Annotated in this window: 15 protein-coding genes and 1 pseudogene; 4 read left to right on the top strand and 12 right to left on the bottom strand. The window is 45.8% G+C overall.

Going from position 1 to position 18677, the window contains the following annotated elements:
* Positions 1 to 15 precede the first annotated feature (15 nt).
* A complete protein-coding gene (gene bfr / locus ACTHTS_RS00380; protein WP_003680736.1) occupies positions 16 to 489 on the top strand; it encodes a bacterioferritin in 474 nt (157 codons plus the stop codon).
* Between the two features lie 121 nt (positions 490 to 610).
* Here the strand turns inward: bfr and ACTHTS_RS00375 are convergent, their stop codons facing one another.
* Positions 611 to 1726 carry a methyltransferase gene (locus tag ACTHTS_RS00375; RefSeq protein ID WP_440368807.1) on the bottom strand — a complete coding sequence of 372 codons (1116 nt, stop codon included), beginning with the start codon at positions 1724 to 1726 and terminating at the stop codon, positions 611 to 613.
* Positions 1727 to 1951: 225 nt separating this feature from the next.
* Between ACTHTS_RS00375 and ACTHTS_RS00370 the strand changes: the two genes are divergently transcribed.
* Entirely contained in the window at positions 1952 to 3745 is a 1794-nt protein-coding gene (locus ACTHTS_RS00370; protein WP_440368804.1) for a 2-isopropylmalate synthase, read from the top strand.
* An 82-nt stretch (positions 3746 to 3827) separates the two neighbouring features.
* Here ACTHTS_RS00370 and ACTHTS_RS00365 read toward each other — a convergent pair whose 3' ends face one another.
* From ACTHTS_RS00365 to ACTHTS_RS00330, 8 genes and pseudogenes are all read right to left on the bottom strand, one after another.
* The gene (locus ACTHTS_RS00365; protein ID WP_440368802.1) at positions 3828 to 4160 is read right to left on the bottom strand and encodes a hypothetical protein; all 333 of its coding nucleotides are present in this window, start codon (positions 4158 to 4160) and stop codon (positions 3828 to 3830) included.
* A 101-nt stretch (positions 4161 to 4261) separates the two neighbouring features.
* Entirely contained in the window at positions 4262 to 5890 is a 1629-nt protein-coding gene (locus tag ACTHTS_RS00360) for a hypothetical protein (protein ID WP_440368800.1), read from the bottom strand.
* Positions 5891 to 5974: 84 nt separating this feature from the next.
* Positions 5975 to 7564: a hypothetical protein gene (locus tag ACTHTS_RS00355; protein ID WP_440368798.1), complete on the bottom strand. Its 1590-nt coding sequence runs from the start codon at positions 7562 to 7564 to the stop codon at positions 5975 to 5977.
* 82 nt (positions 7565 to 7646) lie between these two features.
* A pseudogene (locus tag ACTHTS_RS00350) lies at positions 7647 to 7934 on the bottom strand (transposase); the annotation flags it as partial.
* Between the two features lie 131 nt (positions 7935 to 8065).
* Complete coding sequence (gene purE, locus ACTHTS_RS00345; protein WP_003686478.1) at positions 8066 to 8551, bottom strand: 5-(carboxyamino)imidazole ribonucleotide mutase; 486 nt, start codon at positions 8549 to 8551, stop codon at positions 8066 to 8068.
* Between the two features lie 79 nt (positions 8552 to 8630).
* Entirely contained in the window at positions 8631 to 9386 is a 756-nt protein-coding gene (locus ACTHTS_RS00340; protein WP_063067821.1) for a tetratricopeptide repeat protein, read from the bottom strand.
* A 14-nt stretch (positions 9387 to 9400) separates the two neighbouring features.
* Positions 9401 to 10069: a class I SAM-dependent methyltransferase gene (locus tag ACTHTS_RS00335; protein ID WP_440368795.1), complete on the bottom strand. Its 669-nt coding sequence runs from the start codon at positions 10067 to 10069 to the stop codon at positions 9401 to 9403.
* An 11-nt stretch (positions 10070 to 10080) separates the two neighbouring features.
* Positions 10081 to 10266 carry a DUF3460 family protein gene (locus tag ACTHTS_RS00330; protein WP_250600398.1) on the bottom strand — a complete coding sequence of 62 codons (186 nt, stop codon included), beginning with the start codon at positions 10264 to 10266 and terminating at the stop codon, positions 10081 to 10083.
* A gap of 216 nt (positions 10267 to 10482) precedes the next feature.
* Here ACTHTS_RS00330 and ACTHTS_RS00325 point away from each other — a divergent pair, with 216 nt between their 5' ends.
* Positions 10483 to 11835: a polynucleotide adenylyltransferase PcnB gene (locus ACTHTS_RS00325; protein WP_314552571.1), complete on the top strand. Its 1353-nt coding sequence runs from the start codon at positions 10483 to 10485 to the stop codon at positions 11833 to 11835.
* 104 nt (positions 11836 to 11939) lie between these two features.
* Here the strand turns inward: ACTHTS_RS00325 and rpoD are convergent, their stop codons facing one another.
* On the bottom strand, positions 11940 to 13892 hold the full coding sequence (gene rpoD, locus ACTHTS_RS00320) for an RNA polymerase sigma factor RpoD (protein WP_440368792.1): 1953 nt from the start codon (positions 13890 to 13892) through the stop codon (positions 11940 to 11942).
* A gap of 194 nt (positions 13893 to 14086) precedes the next feature.
* Entirely contained in the window at positions 14087 to 15859 is a 1773-nt protein-coding gene (gene dnaG / locus ACTHTS_RS00315; protein ID WP_440368790.1) for a DNA primase, read from the bottom strand.
* 330 nt (positions 15860 to 16189) lie between these two features.
* Here dnaG and ACTHTS_RS00310 point away from each other — a divergent pair, with 330 nt between their 5' ends.
* A complete protein-coding gene (locus ACTHTS_RS00310) occupies positions 16190 to 17626 on the top strand; it encodes an NAD-dependent succinate-semialdehyde dehydrogenase (RefSeq protein WP_440368788.1) in 1437 nt (478 codons plus the stop codon).
* A 50-nt stretch (positions 17627 to 17676) separates the two neighbouring features.
* Here the strand turns inward: ACTHTS_RS00310 and ACTHTS_RS00305 are convergent, their stop codons facing one another.
* The gene (locus ACTHTS_RS00305) at positions 17677 to 18663 is read right to left on the bottom strand and encodes a malate dehydrogenase (RefSeq protein ID WP_440368786.1); all 987 of its coding nucleotides are present in this window, start codon (positions 18661 to 18663) and stop codon (positions 17677 to 17679) included.
* Positions 18664 to 18677 lie beyond the last annotated feature (14 nt).

The raw sequence follows: 18677 nt of genomic DNA, 5'->3' as shown, positions 1-18677 counted from the left end.
TATAAGGAGCTGAATATGAAAGGCGATCGCTTAGTTATTCGCGAGCTGAACAAAAACTTAGGTTTGTTGCTGATTACCATCAACCAATACTTCCTGCATGCCCGCATTTTGAAAAACTGGGGCTTTGAAGAATTGGGCGAACACTTCTTCAAACAATCTATCCGCGAAATGAAATCCGCAGACGATTTGATCGAGCGTATTTTGTTCTTGGAAGGTCTGCCTAATCTGCAAGAATTGGGTAAACTGTTGATCGGTGAATCTACCGAAGAAATCATTGCCTGCGATCTGAAAAAAGAGTATGAAAAACATGATGCTCTGGTTGCAGCCATCGCTCTTGCAGAAGAGCAACAAGACTACGTCAGCCGTGATTTGTTGGAAAAACAAAAAGACATCAACGAAGAACACATCGACTGGCTCGAAACTCAGCAGGAATTGATTGGCAAAGTCGGTTTGCCAAACTACCTGCAAACAGCGGCGCAAGAGGACTAAAACACAAACCACTGCCAAATATAGCAGTCCCTGCTCCCATCAACGGCATATCTTTACAGATATGCCGTTTTCTTTTATAGAAATGCTTAAAGGCTGTCTGAATGTTCAGACAGCCTTGATTTTATATCGCTTTTAAACGGTACAGATAAGTAGTTTCCTTGTTTCTGGCAAATGCCAAAGGATCAGATTCATCTATTGCTTTTTTGTGTTGCGGTTTGGTTTTCAAAATATCGACTACATTGAGCGAGGCCGTCTGAAAGCATTGGTTTAGAAAGTCTTTATCGCGCAAATGCAAGTGTTCTGCCAAATCTGAAATAATCAGCCAGGCTTCACCGTTTAGATTTAAGTGCTTGCGTACGCCATTGAGGAACGCAGTCAGCATGGCATGATTGGGGTCGTAAAGGGCAGTCTCAATAGCGGAGGTCGGTTTTGCCGGCAGCCAAGGCGGATTGCAGACGATAAGGTCGGCGCAACTTTTGGGAAATAAATCAATCGATTGAATGCTGACAGCTTTATTCAAACCTAGGCGTTCGAGGTTTGCTGTGGCGCAGGCAATTGCTTTGGGGTTGGTGTCTGTGGCAATAATGTCGGGTATACCTCGTTTGGCGAGAATAGCGGCAATCACGCCTGAGCCGGTGCCGATGTCAAAGGCAGTCTGAATATTGGGAGCGAGTGGTGTTTGGCTGATTAAATCCAAATATTCGCCACGCAGGGGAGAGAATACGCCGAAAGGAACATGGATTTTTCCGTCTAGCTGCGTAATGTCTATGCCTTTTTTGTGCCACTCGTGCGCACCGATAAAGCCCAGTAATTGATTCAGCGGCAAAAGAAACGGTTTGTCGTTTGGTGTGTCGTAAACATCGCGAAGGGTAGCGTAGATGTCGGGTGCGCGTGCATTATCCAGTTGAAAATTTGGTTGGATTTCAACGGCAAGCATATTGAGCAAACGGCTTTGTTGCGCCTGTTTCATACGGTGGGCATGAAAGGCCGTCTGAATATCGGCAGGTGCGCCTTTCTTTTTTTCAGATGGCCTGCGGATACGTTTTTTCATTGCAGATAAGACTTGCTTGGCATTGTGAAAATCGCCAGTCCAAACGGTTGCAGTTTGCGCGTGGGCATTTTTTAAAATTTCTGCTGCACCTGCTTCTTGTATGTAAACCGCCTGCTTAGGCGGCTTTTGTGTGCTTTCGTTGCGCCATTCGATGTCGGAACGGTCGGTAGGGATAGTGTGGAACATAATGTGTTTCAAATCAGGGAAATAGGGAATTAGTTTACTATATTTAGGATGTGTTCGGTTCGAGAGGGGCTGTTAATAGTCTAAATTAGACAAAATGTATAAAATTTTTTAGGTTTTAAAAATTATACCAATATTTTGATAAAAATAGATTGTCGTTTTGTCTAAAATGAGTATAATGCAAAACCAGAACACAATAATCTTAATCAGATTTGGACAAGGAACATCATGCAATTAGACATTGACCGTTTGGTTGCCTATTTTGGCGGCGTCAACGCGCTGGCCGAAGCCCTGAAACAGCACGACCCGGAAAATGCTGCGACCACTGCGGCTATCTACAAATGGCGTACACGCGGTTCCCTGCCTTTGGCTCAGTTGCAAAAACTGACCGCTTTGGCGGAAGTGCAAGGCAGACCGCTTGATTTGAATGCTTTTTTACAAAAAAACGAATCTCTGGAGAGAACAGAAATGACACAAACCAACCGCGTTATCATTTTCGATACCACCATGCGCGACGGCGAGCAGTCGCCCGGTGCATCCATGACTAAAGAGGAGAAAATCCGTATTGCCCGCCAGTTGGAAAAGATGGGTGTCGATGTGATTGAGGCGGGTTTTGCCGCCGCCAGTCCGGGCGATTTTGAATCGGTTAATGCGATTGCCAAAATCATTACTAAATCTACAGTTTGCTCATTGGCGCGTGCCGTTGAAAACGATGTGCGCAAAGCAGGCGAAGCTGTTTCCCCTGCGCCGAATAAACGTATTCACACTTTTATCGCCACCAGCCCCATCCACATGGAGCACAAACTGAAAATGAAGCCGCAGCAGGTCATTGATGCGGCGGTCAAAGCGGTAAAAATTGCCAAAGAATACACTGATGATGTGGAATTTTCTGCCGAAGACGCAGTGCGTTCGGATTTGGACTTCCTTGCCAAAATTTTTACGGCGGTTATCGAAGCGGGGGCGACTACTATCAACATTCCCGATACTGTCGGCTACTCCATCCCTTCCGTGTGGTACGAGCGTATCAGCAACATCATCAAAAGCGTGCCCAATGGCGACAAAGTAGTTTGGTCGACCCACTGCCATAATGACTTGGGTATGGCGGTTGCCAACTCATTGGCTGCTGTTCAGGCAGGTGTGCGCCAGGTGGAATGTACCATCAACGGTTTGGGCGAACGCGCGGGCAATGCCAGCCTTGAAGAAATCGTGATGGCGTTGAAAGTGCGTCATGATTTGTTTGGCTTGGAAACTGGCATCGATACCACGCAAATCGTGCCGGTATCCAAACTTGTGTCCACCATTACCGGCTATCCGATTCAGCCAAATAAAGCAGTAGTTGGTGCAAATGCCTTTGCACACGAATCAGGCATTCATCAGGACGGCGTGTTGAAACACCCTGAAACCTATGAAATCATGACTGCCGAATCAGTCGGCTGGTCAACCAACCGCCTGACTTTGGGTAAACTCTCCGGCCGTAATGCTTTCAAAACCAAGCTGGCAGATTTGGGTATTGAGTTGGAAAGCGAAGAGGCGTTGAATGCGGCATTTGCACGCTTCAAAGAGCTGGCGGATAAGAAACGCGAAATCTTTGATGAAGACTTGCACGCTTTGGTGTCTGATGAAATGGGCAGCCTGAATGCTGAAAGCTACAAATTCATCTCTCAAAAAATCAGCACCGAAACCGGCGAAGAACCTCGTGCCAATATTGTGATCAGTATTCGCGGCGAGGAAAAACACGCTACCGCTACCGGTTCCGGCCCTGTTGACGCCATCTTCAAAGCCATTGAAAGCGTGGCACAAAGTGGAGCGACCTTGCAGATTTACTCTGTCAACGCGGTGACGCAAGGTACAGAAAGCCAAGGCGAAACTTCTGTCCGCTTGCAACGTGGCGATCGTGTGGTCAACGGTCAAGGCGCAGATACCGACGTGTTGGTGGCGACTGCCAAGGCTTATCTGTCTGCACTGAGCAAATTGGAATTTGGTCAAGCCAAGCCAAAAGCGCAAGGTAGTGGCATGATTTAATTTATTAAAAAAGTAAAGGCCGTCTGAAATCGTAGTGATACATTTCAGATGGCCTTTTTTATTTGGTCAAAAAATAGTTTGTTTATTGAAGTTTAAGCAGTCGGTCTTGTTCAACAGACAATACGCCGTTTACTTTTTTGAAATAGGCAATGGCATCTTCAATATTGGTCTTGGAAGCCGGACGAATAGCAATACCGTGCAGGTTTTTGTATTCGTAAACCAAAGTTGCACCAGAGGTTTTCACTGCTTTTAGCAATGGCGCGGAACCGGTTTGGGCATCATAGAAGATAATCAGATTGCCGGTTGTATCTTGGGCTTGTTGTTGAGATGGAATGGCAGTTGATTGAGCGGAAGTGCTTGGGCTTTGGCAGGCACAAAGCAGGGTGGAGAGTAGGACGAATACTAGGGTTTTCATAGTATTAATTCAATTTAATAAAAGAAAAAAGGCTGAGACCTTTGCAAAGGTCTCAACCTGTCTGAAAATTCCAAATAGTTTTTATTTTTTTGTACAGTTACTTATAGTTTTTTTAACCAAGCTCTTGTACTTGACAGATTACCAGAATCAAAGGGTAAAGCAATATTTCTACGTTTAACTTCTTCATGTAATAGAACAGAACGCTCAAGTTCACTATTTGTATTATACAAATTATCAGTAAAGCGTCTGAGTTCTTCAGGATTTAAGTTTAACTCTGTTTTCGACAAATTAATTAAATAATCATCTAAAGATAGGTTGATTTCTTTTAGATTTTCTAAAACGTTATCATAGCGATTTTTTAGATTATTTAAGTAATTCCAGACCTTCTGCATCAGATCACTATGTTCAAGAAAATAGCTCATGCCTAAAGTCATCAAACCTACAGCTAATGCACTAAGAAAGGCAGCTAATGAGTCACCAAAGGGAAATGTTAATAAAGTGGAAAGATATTGATTCAAAATTGTACCAAGCGAAGTAGCAACAGCTAGGCCAATTATTTTTGATAGCTCCTTCATTAGGTCGCCTAAGGCTAACTTATCTGGGTTAAAGAAAATCAATTTGGCGGCCTGCACTAAACTACTCCAAGTTTCACGAATCAGCTTGATAATATTTCCACCAATTGTTTGAAATGCATTCCACAAAGTACTCGTCAAGCTACCCAAAATACCACCAATTACACCGTCTTTAAATGACAGTAGTAAATTATTAAATCGAAGCTGAATTCGTTCCCAAATATTTTTTAATGTATTTTTAATATGAGATACAAAATTATCTAATGTAAAATTAGTTTTTACACTTTGATAAATCCTCGGGATAGCTTCTTTTAGTTCAAACCATAGTTCTGCCAATACTAAACCTAATGCTTGTCGAAGGCCCATACATAAGCCAGCCTTACCAGCTTCAGAAGCGGAATTTTTAAAGAATTTACTACTTGTATAGTAGTTCCAATTGACTTGGCTATTGTAAGCTGAACGTGCTTTTTTATCTGCTGCTAGCATTGTGTCTTTATTAACGCTTTGTAAAGCATCAATATGTGATTGTTCGTTTCTTATTTTATCTTCTAGTTTTCTTCGATTATCCTGTTCTTCAGGGGTATTGTTTGGTAAAAATGCTAATTTGGCTTTATTCTTTTCTAAACTATTTTGCTTTTCTTGTATTGCGGCTGGAATAGATGCCACAAATTCTTCAACACTTTTATCACTTTTTTTGGTATTAATATATGCTAAGGTAGAAGATAAATTTGAGTCCTGATTTGCTAATTTTACACCATCTAGTTCTGCTAAAATTCTACCAGCATCCTGCTCAATCTCATGGGCAGAAATAACATGATCTAATTGCCTTTTCTCATTTTGTTTTAGTGTACTATTTCTATATGTATCAGTTAATGTACCTTGTTGATGTTTTGCTTTGTCAGATTTCCCTCGAGCTTTATAATTGGGATCCTGATGATACAAATCAGAGTTGTACTTCCCTTTTTGTAAATATCTATTTTCTTCAATTTTTGTTGCGTAGACACTATTTCTTGCGTTATGAATAGTATCTACATTACCACCGAGCTTATCATTAAATAATAAAAAATCTAAACCAAATGATGTGGTTAAGCTTTTTATTACTGTTTTTTCTAATTCTGCAGCCCAATCAAATTCTTTTTGTATAACATTAGTTGACATTTTAATCTTTCAGCTTAATTCGAGATAGCGGAAATTACCGATATCTCGAAGTTTTTATTAGTTAATCATTAAATCTTTTCAGATCTAAGACAAAGAAGGAATTTGTGCTGATGTTGCTAATACATTTTCCAAAGCTTCTCGATTAATTTCAGGCAATTCGGTCTCCTCTTCTTGTGCCTTAAAAACAGGTGTACATACGATATCTGTCAAAATTGCTGACAATTGGTAACCATTGCTGATAATCAATAATGTCTCTTCTTCAATTTCGTCCATGTCTCCGCCATTTTCAATAAATTGATTCATGTTTTTCAATTCATCGAAATAACTTTGGAAGACTTCATAGAGCCTTGTTGTTTCGGCAATAGTATTTAATACATAGCGATTGGTTTTGCAAAGTGCAACAATAATCTCACCGATCTTATCTAAAGCCATTCCTGTATCTGAACGAATTTGATTTGCCTTTGCAAGTGCTTCTGATGCATATTTAGAATAGAAACTTGATGCAAGTGGAATGATAGAACAAACAGTGATAGCTGCACCACGCAACCATTCATCCATCAATTGTTCACCACTTGAACGTATCAAATTCCTTTTAAACTGTGAATCTGGTAAATTAACTGTTAAGGATTGAATATCATGTTCCCCCATCTTTTTAACTAATTCATGGGCAATACGAGCAAACTCTTTGAAATCTTCATTAATAGTGCTCCGTTGCTGGTTAAGCATTTCTAATAATAAATTAGTACGTGTATTTGAAAATGCCAAATATTGGTTTGCTGCTCCTAAATCATATTGGGATTGTTGAGTCAGGCTGTCCGCTAATCGCGTTTGACGAGCAGCATTTACACCAATGATACTATACAAAGTATCTAAATATTGATTATCTTCTTTTTCAGCTTCCGGCTCACCTAGAAATTCAAAAATAATTGATTCTTGACTTGTTTCATTTAAAGTACCGTATCTAAATTGTAAAGCATTATTTGCTGCAAATGCCTCCTGGAAGTGCCACGTTCTATATAGCCCATCTTTTACATTGTGGAATATATTTTCGAAAAAATTTCGATTTTTTTCAGCTTTTTCACGTTGTTTTTTGTCTTCTTGAGTTTCATAAATAGGGACTTTTTTTGCAGCATCCGCTGTAACTTGATTAAGCAATGAAATAGTGGCTTGTTTGCTTGGATACGTTTCATTTAAGACTGATAAGATATTGTGTTCATTGAATTTCTGTTTAAAACTAAGATCTCCCAAACCAAATGAACCACTGTTTCTAAGTAAGTATAATAAGTCTTCGTCAGTAGCTTTTAGTAACAAGCGAGTTGCTGTGGCAGTATTTAAAGCAATACTTTTATGGGAAGTGACAATTTCTACCAGTGATATTGCATTATTTTTTATATTATTCATTGCCTGAGAAAAAAGCGATTTATTTTCATTTGCTTCCTCCTCATTTATAATGTCATTATTTTGTTTTGATGTTTCAGTTTTATCCTCTAAATGAACAGATTTTAATGCCACAACATCTCGTAAAAATTGCATGTTATATTCACGAATTTGATTTTTATTTTCTACTTGATGCATCATTGTTTGAAGATCATCAAGCGTAGACTCTACTTGCGATATAGTCCAGTTAGTCACCATATCATCCAATTTATTTGTAATACTATTCCACCAGCCCATTTAATACTCCAAAAGTAATTTAGTTTATTCAATATGTTGAATTATAACTTATGTAAAATAGATTAAACAATAGATTAGTTAACAATATGTCAAACCGGCAAAACAGATTGAAATCGATACGGGTGATGAGGCTGTGTTCGAGTTCGGGATCGGAGAGGCTGTGCTATTGGCCGAGCAGGACGGCTTTGAACATGGACAACAGGGGATAGGCGGGACGGCCGTGGTGGTCTCGAAGGTAACGGGTTTTTTGACGATTTAGGTACTGTTCGATTGGCTGCCAATCGAACACCTGATCCAACTTCAATAGTGGGAAGCGGTCGATGTGTTTGGCAATCATGGCTTGCGCGGTTTGCTGGAAAAAGGTGCTCATGGAAAATCCCCTAAATGTCTTGGTAGGAATTTAGGGGATTTAGGGGAATTTTGCAAAGGTCTCAGGCCGTCTGAACAATTGTAGAACGAAATCAAAGTTTCCCTTTACAACTTTCAGACGGCCTTAGTCCGTTATGCTTCGGGCAATTCCATGGCTAAAACGGTTTGCTCTTGTTTGGCACGGAAAGCGGCCAGTTTTTCAGCCAATTCAGGATTTTCGTTGGCCAAAAGTGAAATGGCAAACAGCGCTGCATTGGCCGCGCCTGCTTCGCCAATGGCAAATGTGGCAACTGGAACGCCTTTGGGCATTTGCACAATCGAAAGCAGGGAGTCTTCGCCGCGCAGATATTTGCTGGGAACGGGAACGCCCAAGACGGGAACCGTGGTTTTGGCAGCGACCATGCCCGGTAAATGCGCTGCTCCGCCTGCGCCGGCAATGATGGCTTTGATGCCGCGTTCGCGTGCAGTTTCGGCGTATTCAAACATCAAATCAGGCGTACGGTGTGCAGAGACGACACGCGCTTCGTATTCAACGCCGAATTCTTTGAGAAATTGTGCTGCCTGCTGCATCACCGGCCAATCGCTGTTGCTGCCCATAATAATGCCGACTTGGATCATGAGGAGTTCCTTTTGCTTGAATGGATTAGGGTAAAAAAATATTCAGACGGCCTTAGGGATGACAAGGCCGTCTGAACGTTTATCTTTGTTTGAGACTGATAGAAGCACGTTTTGCTGCTTCGCTGTTGGGGAAGCTTTGTATTAGTTTGCGCCATGTGCTGCGAGCGATGTCTTTTTGTTGCAGTTTGTATTGGCACTGGCCGATGCTGTACATGGCATCGGGAGCTTGCGGGCTGTTGCGGAATCGGTTGGCGTAGCGGTTGCCGATTTCGATAACGGATTCGCAGTTGCCTAGACGTTGTTGGCTTTGCAGGAGCAGGTACATATTGCGGCGGGCAATTTCGCTACCGTTGCCGCCGTCGGCTTCTTTTAGAATGGCTACTGCAGCAGAGAAGTTGTTACGCTGGTAGTATTTTTGCGCCTGATTATAAAGGCGAAATTCGTTTTGTGCGGCTGAGTCTGTTTCAGACGGCACGCTGCCGCCATTTGCCAAATAGTTCATTTTCAGCTTGCGGTCGTCTAATCGCTGGGCTTTGGGGTTGGAAGCCGAAGTAGTCGGACGTTTGATGTTTCGTTGTTGTTCCAATGTGTGCAAGCGTTGATTTAATTCTTCAACCGTACGTTCCAGTCGGGCAATTTGTATGCCCAAGTGGTCAATCTGGGTTTGTTCGTCCAAACGCGGATAGGGGATACTTTTTTCATGTAAAGGCTCACGCGGAATATCCGGCAGGACAAAGTTGGGATTGTCGGCAGGTTGGGGAGGATGGGAAACGGCGCATGATGCGGCAAATAGAGTAAGCGGCAAAAGAAACAGGGAATGTGATAATGTTTTCATCGGATTGTGTCGTTTTATTTTTTTAGTAGCAATGTCAAACCGTCACCGACAGGCAGGGTGATGGGAATAATGCGTGTATCGTGCGGCAGATTTTGGTTGAAATGGCGCAGGATATCCAAGCTGGGCGGATCGTTTTCGGCAGCTTCATTCATGACGCGTCCTCCCAACAAAATATTGTCGATGGCAATTACGCCGCCACTCCGTACCAGTTGCAAACAGCGTTCGAAATATTGCGGCGTAGGCGGTTTGTCGGCATCGATAAGAGCCAAGTCGTAGCTTTCCGATTCGCCTTGCGCAATCAAATCGTCCAAAGTCAGCAAAGCCGGCTGCAGATGAAGCGAGATTTTATGCGCTATGCCTGCCGCCTGCCATGTTTCGCAGGCAATATCGGTAAAGGTGACATTAATGTCGCAAGCCGTGATTTTGCCGTCTTCGGGGAGGGCAAGCGCCATGGAGGTGCTGCTGTAACCGGTAAAGACGCCAACTTCCAAATATTTTTTGGCATTCAATAATTTGGCCAACCACACCAACATGGCTGCCTGCTCTTGGGCGATGGCCATCTTTCCCAGACGATGTGATTGGGTACGCTCACGCAATGCGGTCAAAACGGGATGTTCGTGCTGACCGATGCTGTTGAGGTACTGCTGTAACGCCGGATCGGTATTGTGGGTGTTGGTCGTCATGCCGATACGGTTTAGTCTTGATAGTAGGTGTAAGGTTTTTTGTTGACTTTGGCCGCTTCAAATTCGGCCTGTTCGGCCGGATTAAGGGTTACATCCCACAGTAAATGGCGGTTTTCGAGGCGTTGCGCTTCTAATTCGGGATGGTCGGTCATGAGTTTGTCGAGGAATTGGGTAGCTTCGGATTTGTAGTGGTACATGATGTTCTGCCTGAATCGTTGTCAGACCGTCATTATAGCCGATATTTTTTGTCAATACGCTAATTAATCGAACTTCCATAAGGTATAATGGCACGTCTTTTTTAGGCTGTCTGAAGCCTTTGCTCAATGTTTTGTTCTTTCTACGGCAGGATATTGTGCAAAGGCTTAAGCCGGACAAGTTTCAGACGGCCTTTTTTATTGTGAAAAGAGCTGCTTATGTTAAAAAAATGGCTGCATAAAGTGTTGCCTAAAAAACACGTCAAGTCTTTGCCCGAAAAGGAGATTATTCCGCTTGAGCAACATGGTATCCATGCGGATATGTTGAGCTTTGCCGCTGAGAAAATTGCCAAACGCCTGCATGAAGCCGGTTTTCAGGCTTATGTTGTAGGGGGAGCCGTTCGGGATTTGTTGCTCGGGGTTGAGCCCAAAGATTTTGATATTGCAACCGATGCAACACCGGAGCAAATCCGTAAAATATTCCGCCGCAGCCGCATTATCGGCCGGCGCTTTCAAATCGTTCATGTGATGATTGGTCCTGAAACCATCGAAGTGACGACGTTTCGGGGTGGCGATAAGGTTCAGCAAAATGCGCAAGGCCGCATTATGAAGGACAATACTTACGGCAGCATTGAAGAAGACGCCATGCGCCGCGACTTTACGTGCAACGCGCTGTATTACGACCCGATTAAAGAGGAAATTTGGGATTTTCATCAAGGCGTGGCTGATGTTGCCGATAAGAAATTGGTGATGATAGGTAATCCTGCCGAACGCTATCAGGAAGATCCCGTCCGTATTCTTCGCGCGGTCCGTTTGTCGGGCAAGTTGGGCTTTGAAGTGGAAGAGCAAACGGCTTTGCCGATTGCCGAATACGCAGGCCGTCTGAAAAATGAGCCGGTGGCCCGTCTTTTTGACGAAATCATGAAAATCCTGTTTTCCGGCCATTCCCGTGGCTGTTTGAAACGGTTGAACGAGTTGGGTATTCCCGAAGGCATCCATCCGCTTTTAGATGCCTTGAAAACTGCCGAAGCAGCCGACAAACGTATGATTATGTTGGCTTTGAAAAATACCGATGAGCGTCTTCGTGCGGATAAGTCCGTTTCTGTCGGTTTTGTATTGGCGGCGGTATTATGGCCGACACTAAACGCTATGTGGCAACGCAATCAAAGCCATGGTCAAAAACCTGTCCCTGCGCTGATGGATGCGATGAACACCATGCGCGATACGGTGGAGAAGGGTTGGGGCGTACCGCAAAGATTCTCCGCAACCATGCGTGAAATCTGGCAATTTCAGCCGCAATTCGACAATATGCGTGGCGCGCGCCCGTATCGTCTGTTGGCGCAAGCCCGTTTCCGTGCCGCTTATGACTTCCTGATTTTGCGTAGCGAAGTTGGCGAGGTTGATAAAGAGATGGCTTCTTGGTGGACGACTTTCCAACATGCCGATGAAGAAACTCGTCAGCAAATGACTGCGGCCAATGATCACAAGCGTCAGAAACAAAGTGGATCAACTGATGGCAAACCCAAACGTCGCCGCCGCCGTCCGAAAAAGAAAACCACTGAGGCTGAATAAAATTTAAGGCCGTCTGAAACGATTAAATCTTTTGAGATTTGGTTTTCAGACGGCCTTTTTACATTCCAATAAAAACCGCAGGTCTTTCAACCTGCGGTTTGCTTTTACGATTTGTTTTCTTCGCTGTCGAGGAAGCTGCGGAGGCGGTCGCTGCGGGTAGGATGACGCAGCTTACGCAGGGCTTTGGCCTCGATTTGACGGATACGTTCGCGGGTTACGTCAAATTGTTTGCCGACTTCTTCTAAAGTGTGGTCGGTATTCATATCGATACCGAAACGCATACGCAACACTTTGGCTTCGCGAGGTGTCAGGCTTTCGAGGATTTCTTTGGTTACTTCGTGCAGGCTGGTGTACATCGCAGCTTCTGCCGGCGCAACGTTGTTGGCATCCTCGATGAAATCGCCCAAGTGCGAATCGTCGTCGTCGCCAATCGGTGTTTCCATGGAAATCGGCTCTTTGGCGATTTTCATGATTTTGCGGATTTTGTCCTCCGGCATTTCCATCAACTCGGCCAGTTTGGCAGAATCAGGTTCTTCACCGGTTTCTTGCAGGTATTGGCGCGAGATACGGTTCATTTTGTTGATGGTTTCAATCATGTGAACCGGAATACGGATGGTACGCGCTTGGTCGGCGATGGAACGGGTAATCGCTTGACGGATCCACCATGTGGCATAAGTAGAGAACTTGTAGCCGCGGCGGTATTCGAATTTGTCTACCGCTTTCATCAGACCGATATTGCCTTCTTGAATCAAATCAAGGAACTGCAAGCCGCGGTTGGTGTATTTTTTGGCAATAGAAATAACCAAACGCAAGTTGGCCTGAATCATTTCCTGTTTGGCGGCTGAGGTTTCTTTCTCGCTCAATACCATGTTTTTGTTGATTTCTTTCAATTCTTCGATGGAAATGTGGGTTTCAGCTTCCATGTTTGCCAATTCTGTTTGTTTTTCGAGGATGGCGTGGCGGAAACGATCCAACGCGTTTGCCCATACACGGCCTTTGGCTACTTCTTCTTCTACCCATTCCAAATCGGTAATGGCAGGCAGGAAGTTTTCGATGAAGTAGTCGCGCTCCATACGGACACGGTCGATACAGATGTCACGGATTTCGCGTTCGAGTTTGCGGATGTTTTCAACGCGGCTGCGCAGGCTGCTGCTCAGGTTTTCGATTTGACGTGTGGCGAAACGGACTTCTAACAGTTTGTTGGCAATGGCATCGCGGTGCTTCAGGTAGTTGGCATGCTGACTGCCGTGTTTTTCCAACTGTTTGATCATTTTGCCGTATTCGCTCTCAATAAAGGCGAAGTGTTCCAAAACTTTTTGTTTCAGTTCGGCCAAATGGGCGGCGGATATAGCTTCAGAGTCGCCGCCAGAGTCATCTTCATCTTCCTCGTCGCTATCTTCATCATCGCTATCGGTTTCGCCTTCTTCGTCGTCAGGTTTGGCATTTTCCAAATGACCCAAGCCTAATTCGTTCAACAAGACTTCATTAGGGTCGATGATGGCTTCAACCACTTCATCCACACGGATTTCGTCGTTGCGGACTTGTTCGATCAACGCCAGAATTTCGGCAATCGAGCCTGGGCAGGCGGAGATTGCCTGCACCATGTTTTTCAGTGCATTTTCGATTTTTTTGGCGATGATGATTTCGTCTTCACGCGTCAACAGATCGACTTGACCCATTTCACGCATATACATACGCACAGGGTCGGTTGTACGGCCGAATTCTGAATCTGCGCTGGAGAGTGCTGCTTCGGCTTCTTCAACGGCATCGTCGTCGGTCATGGCGGCGGCGTTGTCGCTCAAGAGGATGTCTTCAGCATCGGGGGCTTGCTCGGTTACTTGGATGCCCAAGCCGGAAATCATGCTGACGATGTTGTCGATTTGCTCGGCATCGGACATATCGTCGGGCAGGGCGTCGTTAATTTCGGAATAAGTGATGTAGCCGCGTTCTTTACCCATGATAATGAGTTGGCGCAGACGCGCACGCTGCTCTTCGATACTCAAGGGGCGGTTGTCGTCTTGGTCTTGGTATTCTTCGTAGTTTTGATTTTTAGACATGGATTGCTCTCTAGGTTGATAGGATGCCGACGGTTTACGGTGATGTGGCCGTACCTGAAGGCGGAGCAGAGCTTTTTGTTGTGAAATCAGATTTCACTTTAATACTCTGAGGCCGTCTGAAAATATTACGGATGGAGTGTTCTGCGTGTCATGCTTCGCAGCGTGTGTTTAGATTGTTCAGACGGCCTGAGGGGTTAGTTTTGCTTTGCCGTCAAAAGCGACAGCAATAGTTTTTTTTCATTTTCGGTCAAACCAGTTTGAATACTTTTTTGCTTTAAAGTTTCGATTTGACTGTATTTTAATTCATTTAACAACTTTTTCATGCCGATTTGGAAACTTTCGCAATCTTCTTCGTTATCCCCTTCCATTTCTTCAGAATGAAGGGTCGATAAAAAGATTTGATTGACGGTTTCCTCATAGGGCGAACCGCGCATATATTCAAGCACTTGTGCGGTTGCAGGAGTCGTATCGTGATGCTTGATGGTTTCGGCCAAATTGGCAAGGCAGGCGAAGTCGCCGCTTAAAGCCAGATAATCGGGCAGGTCTATATATGAAGCCCAAGCCGGATTTATCAAGAGGCTGCGTATCTGTCTTTGAACCAGCGTCAGCATGGTTGGCTGTTTGACAGAAATAGGCGGCAGTTTGTAACTTTTTTGTTTGACGTGCCGCTTGGGCGCTTCTTGTCCGAGTAACTGGGCGAGGTTGTCAGGATCAATACCTACCAACTCGCTTAGTTTTTGTTTCAGGAGATAGCCTAATGCCGGCGCGGTAATCTGAGCCAAAAGCGGAGAACTGGTTTTGACCAATTCTGCTTTGCCTTCTTGCGTATTGAGGTTGAGGCCGTCTGAAAGATGTTCCCAAAAGTATTCGGATAGAGGCTTGCTTTGGTTTAACAAGGCATCTTCAAATTGAGTCTTGCCGTAGGCGCGGATGTAGCTGTCTGGGTCGTGTTCTTTGGGTAGGAACAGAAAATGCAGCGATTTATCATCTTTTAATTGCGGCAACGCATTTTCCAGCGCGCGCCAAGCCGCTTTACGTCCTGCGCTGTCGCCATCAAAACAAAAATAAATACTGTCTGCCTGACGCATCAGGATTTTGATATGTTCCGCCGTGGTTGCCGTGCCCAAAGCCGCTACGCCGTAGCCGACGCCGAACTGCGCCAATGCGACCACGTCCATGTAGCCTTCGACCACCAAAATCCGTCCGGCCTCTTTTACGGCGGCACGCCCTTCATATAGTCCGTAAAGGTTTTTCCCTTTGTCAAACAAGGGTGTATCGGGCGAATTCAGGTATTTGGGTTTGGAGTCGTCCAACACGCGTCCACCAAAGCCAATTACCTGCCCACGCGGATTACGGATAGGGAACATAATCCGATGGCGAAAGCGGTCGTAATGTTTGCCTTCGTTGTCGATGACCATGCCCGTATCCACCAACGCAGTATTCGGATAGGGTTGGAACACTTGTGCCAAAGGTTGCCAGCCGTCGGGCGCATAGCCCAAACCATAATGCGCGATGACTTCCGCACTCAAGCCGCGTTTGTCCAAATAGGCCTTCGCAGCAGGATTAAATTTCAACTGTTGCGCATAAAAATCTGCTGCCGCTGCTGTCGTTTCTTCCAAAGTCTGTTGTTTTTTCTTACGTTCGGCACGGATTTCGGGGTTGTCTTCCTGCCCACGAACTTTAGGTACCGTCATGCCGACGCGATCAGCCAAAAACTGCACCGCCTCCGGAAACGACAGCCCCTGATGTTCCATCACAAAACCAATCGCCGAACCATGAGCCCCGCAACTGAAGCAATGGTAAAACTGTTTGGTCGGGCTGACTGAAAACGACGGCGTCTTTTCCTTGTGAAACGGACAGCAGGCCATATAGTTTGCCCCGCCTTTCTTCAGCGGAACCTGTTCGTCGATAATATCGACAATATCGACTTTGGACAAAAGCTCGTCAATGAAATCAGATGGAATCATGGTTCGGCAGAAGAGGAAGGACGGAAAACATTTCAGACGGCCTTATAAACAGACAAAGGCCGTCTGAAAATGGAATTTCGAATGAAGGTTGAAATGAGTTTTGTATTATAGCAAATTGTTGTAATACATGTGTCTTATCCTTTTGAAGTAGAGTATTAATCATCGTATTTCATTCGTTATATAAGATAGATATGATGTAGCTAAAGCAAAGGCCGTCTGTAAGATATTCAGACGGCCTTTGATGTTGGTTTATTTTTTGATTTAGTTGCACTTTGATGGTATGAATATGATAATGAACGTATATCCTCGGTTTTAGAAAGGTCGTTTCTCATGAAAGATTTTGCCCGTTTGCTCAAGCATCCAGATATTTCCTTTTCTCCGATTCCAGATGCCATTAGAGTTGATAACCCTGCAACCGGTGAGGCTTTAGCGTTTGTCCGTAAGACTGATTCAGACGGCCTGAAGCTTTTGATTCAAAAGGCAGAGGCAGCACAAAAATTATGGGTGGCAAAAACTGCGTTGGAACGCGCCGATGTGTTGTGGCGTTGGTATTTTTTAATTAAAGAAAACAAAGAAGACCTGGCGCGTATCATGACGATGGAGCAGGGCAAAAGCCTGACTGAGGCGCGTGGTGAAATCGATTATGCGGCTTCGTTTGTGCGCTGGTTTGCGGAAGAGGCTCGGCGGATTGACGGCGATGTGCTGACGAGTGTGAAAGCATCGCAAAAACTGGTTGTATTGAAGCAGCCCGTCGGCGTTACCGCTGCGATTACGCCGTGGAATTTCCCGTCTGCGATGATTGCGCGCAAGGCTGCGCCTGCTTTGGCGGTTGGTTGCGCGATGATAGTCAAACCTGCATCGCTCACGCCTTTGAGTGCGTATGCATTAGTCGTTTTGGCTTATGAAGCGGGCGTACCACAGGATTTGTTGCCTGTTGTCAGCGGTAGTGCTTCGGAAATCAGCCATGAATTTGCCACGAATCCGACTGTGCGCAAAATCAGCTTTACTGGCTCAACCGAAGTCGGCGCGAAGATTTTTGCCGACAGCGCGGCAGACATTAAAAAACTCAGCTTGGAACTGGGCGGTAACGCGCCGTTTATCGTGTTTGACGATGCCGATTTGGACAAAGCCGTCGAAGGCGCCCTGGCGAGCAAGTTCCGCAACAGCGGTCAGACCTGCGTCTGCACTAACCGCGTGTACGCTCAATCCGGCATTTACGACGAATTTTGCCGAAAATTAAGCGAAAAAGTGGCCACGCTCAAATTGGGCAACGGCTTAGATGAAGGCGTGAACCAAGGGCCGCTGATTGAGGAAAAAGCGGTGGAAAAAGTCGAGCAGCACATCGCCGACGCGCTCTCAAAAGGCGCAAGCTGCCTGACCGGCGGCAAACGCAGCGCATTGGGCGGAACGTTTTTCGAGCCGACTGTCTTAAGCGGCGTAACGGCACAAATGGCAGTAGCGTGCGAAGAAACCTTCGGACCTTTGTGTCCCGTGTTCCGCTTTGAAACCGAAGCCGAAGTCATCGCAGCCGCCAACGATACGGAATACGGTTTGGCGGCCTACCTTTTTACCTCCGACACCGCCCGCCAGTGGCGCGTTGGCGAAGCCTTGGAATACGGCATGGTCGGCATCAATACGGGCTTAATCAGTAATGAAGTAGCACCGTTTGGCGGCGTGAAACGCAGCGGACTGGGACGTGAAGGTAGCAAATATGGTGCGGATGAATATCTGGAATTGAAATATTTGTGCATTGATGTAGCGGAATAAGGCTGCACAGTAAAGGCCGTCTGAAATTTGGTTTTCAGACGGCCTTTGTTTTAGAGTAGATCCTGGATGGCTGAACGTTCTTCTTCTAATTCGGCCAGCGTGGCGGCGATACGTTTTTGGCTGAATTCGTCCGACAAATCCAAGCCTTGGACGATGCGGTAGCTGCCTTTGTCGCAAATGACGGGGAAGCCGAAAATCAAACCTTCGGGAATGCCGTAAGAACCGTCGGATGGAACGCCCATGGTTATCCATTTACCACTGCTGCCGAGCAACCAGTCGCGCAGGTGGTAGATGGCGGCATTGGCGGCGGAGGCTGCAGATGATGAGCCACGTGCGGCAATAATGGCGGCACCGCGTCCGGCGATTTTCGGCATGAAAACTTCGGTGTTCCAGTCGGGTTCGGTAATCATGTCTTGGACGGACTCGCCGTTGCTGGTGGCGTAGCGGTAGTCGGCGTACATGGTCGGGCTGTGGTTGCCCCAAACGCACATTTGCTCGATGGAAGTAATCGGGCGGTTGATTTTTTCGGCAATTTGGCTGACGGCGCGGTGATGGTCAAGACGCATCAGGGCGGTGAAATTTTCCGGCGGGATGTCGGGTGCGGATTTCATGGCGATGTAGGCGTTGGTATTGGCCGGATTGCCGACGACGAGGACTTTAACGTTGCGATTGGCAACTTTGTTTAACGCCGCACCTTGTACTTTGAAAATTTCGCCATTCGCGTGCAGCAAGTCGGCGCGCTCCATGCCTTGTGTGCGCGGGCGCGCACCAATCAAGAGGGCAATGTCGGCATCTTTGAAGGCGACTTCGGGGTCGTCTGTCGCGAAAATGTCGGCAAGGAGCGGGAAAGCGCAATCCTGCATTTCCATAATCACACCGCGCAAAGCCTGCTGCGCTTGTGACAGGTCGAGCAGCTGCAGGATAACGGGTTGGTCGCGTCCGAGCATGATGCCGCCGGCGATACGGAAAAGGGTGGCGTAGGCGATTTGGCCAGCCGCGCCGGTAACGGCGATTCGGACGGGTGGTTTGAGGGACATATTTTTCCTTTTGA

It is taken from the genome of Neisseria sp. P0019.S003, assembly GCF_051957115.1.
Classification (GTDB): Bacteria; Pseudomonadota; Gammaproteobacteria; order Burkholderiales; family Neisseriaceae; genus Neisseria; species Neisseria flavescens_D.
The sequence above is the reverse complement of the archived record's forward strand: the minus strand, read 5'-3'. Positions and strand labels throughout refer to the sequence as shown.

Bases quoted from the DNA above. Each gene is read 5' to 3' on its own strand.
- bfr (WP_003680736.1), top strand. From the start codon at position 16: ATGAAAGGCGATCGCTTAGTTATTCGCGAGCTGAACAAAAACTTAGGT.
- ACTHTS_RS00375 (WP_440368807.1), bottom strand. From the start codon at position 1,726: ATGTTCCACACTATCCCTACCGACCGTTCCGACATCGAATGGCGCAAC.
- ACTHTS_RS00370 (WP_440368804.1), top strand. From the start codon at position 1,952: ATGCAATTAGACATTGACCGTTTGGTTGCCTATTTTGGCGGCGTCAAC.
- ACTHTS_RS00365 (WP_440368802.1), bottom strand. From the start codon at position 4,160: ATGAAAACCCTAGTATTCGTCCTACTCTCCACCCTGCTTTGTGCCTGC.
- ACTHTS_RS00360 (WP_440368800.1), bottom strand. From the start codon at position 5,890: ATGTCAACTAATGTTATACAAAAAGAATTTGATTGGGCTGCAGAATTA.
- ACTHTS_RS00355 (WP_440368798.1), bottom strand. From the start codon at position 7,564: ATGGGCTGGTGGAATAGTATTACAAATAAATTGGATGATATGGTGACT.
- purE (WP_003686478.1), bottom strand. From the start codon at position 8,551: ATGATCCAAGTCGGCATTATTATGGGCAGCAACAGCGATTGGCCGGTG.
- ACTHTS_RS00340 (WP_063067821.1), bottom strand. From the start codon at position 9,386: ATGAAAACATTATCACATTCCCTGTTTCTTTTGCCGCTTACTCTATTT.
- ACTHTS_RS00335 (WP_440368795.1), bottom strand. From the start codon at position 10,069: ATGACGACCAACACCCACAATACCGATCCGGCGTTACAGCAGTACCTC.
- ACTHTS_RS00330 (WP_250600398.1), bottom strand. From the start codon at position 10,266: ATGTACCACTACAAATCCGAAGCTACCCAATTCCTCGACAAACTCATG.
- ACTHTS_RS00325 (WP_314552571.1), top strand. From the start codon at position 10,483: ATGTTAAAAAAATGGCTGCATAAAGTGTTGCCTAAAAAACACGTCAAG.
- rpoD (WP_440368792.1), bottom strand. From the start codon at position 13,892: ATGTCTAAAAATCAAAACTACGAAGAATACCAAGACCAAGACGACAAC.
- dnaG (WP_440368790.1), bottom strand. From the start codon at position 15,859: ATGATTCCATCTGATTTCATTGACGAGCTTTTGTCCAAAGTCGATATT.
- ACTHTS_RS00310 (WP_440368788.1), top strand. From the start codon at position 16,190: ATGAAAGATTTTGCCCGTTTGCTCAAGCATCCAGATATTTCCTTTTCT.
- ACTHTS_RS00305 (WP_440368786.1), bottom strand. From the start codon at position 18,663: ATGTCCCTCAAACCACCCGTCCGAATCGCCGTTACCGGCGCGGCTGGC.